The organism is Bifidobacterium sp. POST2/T3 (B1), assembly GCF_058197115.1.
In genome coordinates this window covers 1-2,396 of the sequence record NZ_JBVPQK010000391.1, presented here as the reverse complement: position 1 = coordinate 2,396, position 2,396 = coordinate 1, and the positions used below count along the sequence as shown (strand labels likewise).

At 63.5% G+C, this 2,396-nt stretch carries 2 protein-coding genes; one reads left to right on the top strand and one right to left on the bottom strand.

Annotation, left to right across the window (positions count from 1 at the left end; genetic code table 11):
* A partial coding sequence (sepH, locus tag AC0AP0_RS11985; RefSeq protein WP_490430631.1) for a septation protein SepH occupies positions 1–1,070 on the top strand: 1,070 nt, incomplete at its 5' end.
* A gap of 23 nt (positions 1,071–1,093) precedes the next feature.
* Here the strand turns inward: sepH and AC0AP0_RS11980 are convergent.
* Complete coding sequence (locus AC0AP0_RS11980) at positions 1,094–2,317, bottom strand: alkaline phosphatase family protein (protein WP_490430630.1); 1,224 nt, start codon at positions 2,315–2,317, stop codon at positions 1,094–1,096.
* Positions 2,318–2,396: the final 79 nt, after the last annotated feature.

The following is a 2,396-nucleotide window of genomic DNA, read 5'->3' as shown; positions in this document are numbered from 1 at the left end:
CCAGGATGGCCAGCTTTGACCATGTCGACGACAGGGGCGATCTGGTCTTCGTCTGTGACCACCGGCACTTCGCCGTACGGGTCGACGATGCGCTTGATCGCACCATTCTTGAGGCCAAGCAGGTCAAGGAGGAAGAGGATGTGGATCCTCAGACCGGCAAGTCCAAGCCCCTACCTGTCTCGGCCATCCAGGCGGCTGTGCGTGCCGGCGCCCGCCCCGAGCAGGTGGCACAACAATACGCTGTCAACGAAGCGCTGGTACGGCGTTTCGCGGCCCCGGTGGAGACCGAAAAGAAGTATGCCATAGAGCAGTTCCTGACCATGCCGGCGCCCAAAGGGTCGGGCGGGCGAAATTATCAGGAACTGATCGGCAAGGTGCTGGCCCGTGCCGGGGTCAGCCTGGCACAGGTTTCCTGGCAGGCCACCAGACGAGGGTACGAACCCTGGAACATCAACGGCGTGTTTACGCTGGACAAGCGGATTTTCAACGCCCGCTGGGCCTGGAACATGCATGACAACACTGTGACCTGCCTGAACAGGGCAGCCAGGATGCTGCTGGATGATTCCGCAGACGACCATGGCCAGGATCGGCCCGATTTGGACCAGGGCACAGCCGAAGAGATCGATGACCAGACTGACAGGCGCCCTCCAAGCCAGGACGATGCCTTTGCCCAAATAGAGGACGAGGAAGAGGACCATGGATCGGGCGACCAGGAGAACGGGGAGCGTCAGGCGGCGCTCACGGCCTGGCTCTATGGCAAACCCAAGGAAGGCCAGGAGCGGACAGCCGAACGAGAACCCAACCACCTCAGTGCCGAGCTGACTGAGGACCCCGACACGGCTGAGCATCCCCCAATCAGGGACACCGAGTCCACCATGGTCCTGCCTGTTCAGAGTCATGGGCAGAGCCAGGCTGACCAGGAGCAGCTCCAGCAGCCGGATCAAGGCGATGATGTCAGTCAGGACGGTCAGGAGGACGAACCCAAGGAGGGTCGCCGGAGCAAACGCGCCAAAAAGCACTCCGGACGGTCGGCCGTACCCAGCTGGGACGAAATCCTCTTCGGCAAGTAGCTGTAGGGTTCTATCCCCAGCAGTCAGACCAGATCAATCAGGCAGGGAATCTGCGTCTCCAGACGGGTCCAGGAGCCGTGGACGCCAGGCAGTCTGGTCGCTGCATCAGTCTGATCAGCCGAATTCACCAGGGTGACCCGGTCACCGGCCAGAACCAGAAGGTCACCGATCATGGGGCGAATCCGAACGTCCACCGGGCCGAAGATTCCCCTTTCGATGGCCTGATCCCGGGTCAGCACCCAGGCCCGCTCCCCCAGACGCTCCCGCCAACGGGCGGCCACGACCTTGGGATCCGCCCTCTGGTCCAGATAGAGCATGACGGCCCTGGGCTCGCCGCCAACCAGTCGCACTTCCCGGTTCAATTCCGGGTCTTGAGCGATGTCAATGCGCTGATCCGGATCAGCTTCGACCATGCCGTGATCGGCTACGATAACCGTCAGCGTCCCGGCTGGCAGGCGGCGATGAAGCTCGGCCAGCTGTGCATCGGTCGCTTCGAGAGCGGCCACCCATTCTTCGCCCTCCCAACCGCTGTGGTGGCCCACCTTGTCCACATCGCGGATGTAGAGGTAGGTCAGCCCTGGCTGGCGGGCAGCCTGGCAGGCGGCCAGGAGACGCTGACGGGAGTGGTTGTGGGCCAGGTACTCTCCGCCGCGCAGAGCCGCACGGGTCAGGGCGGAGTCACGAAAACGCGGCAGGCCCGAAGATGTCACGCGGACCCCCTGCGCCTGGAGGGTCTCGAAGACAGTTGGACGGCGCTGCAGGCGCTCGGGGTCCTGGGCGCCTCTGAACTGAATCATCTGACCAAGCTGGCCGGTGTCGGGGTTCAGCTGTGTGTAGCCGGTCATACCGGTCAGTCCAGGGCTGGTCCCAGTGCCGAAGACCCCCATGGCCGCCACCGTAGTCGAGGGCAGGCTGGTATAGAGGGGACGCTGGTTGATGGGTTCGGACAGCAGCGAGCGCAGGTAGGGCACATGGCCCTGACGGCTGACCAGGTTCCAGAATCCCAGACCATCCACGAGTACGACGACAACCGACCGGGCGTCAGGCAGCCCCAGGGCCTTCTGGAGGGTCTTGGCAGACGGATGGACGTCGGTGGCCACAGGCACTCCCAGACATGCGCTCAGGGCGGGCAGGACAGCGGACAGATGCCGAGGTCCGCCAACATGATTGTCCCCCGCCTGGTCCCCATATTGGATAGGCAGACTCGGCTCCAGCAGTTCCTTCATGTCAGGTGTATCCAGACCCATACCTTCCATTCAAGCACGGTCAGACCCCAGGCCGACACCGGACCCAGCAGGCACGCTTTGGCGGACCGTCCGGTTATCA

Coding starts and splice junctions, on each gene's coding strand:
- AC0AP0_RS11980 (WP_490430630.1), bottom strand. CDS start 2,317: ATGGGTCTGGATACACCTGACATGAAGGAACTGCTGGAGCCGAGTCTG.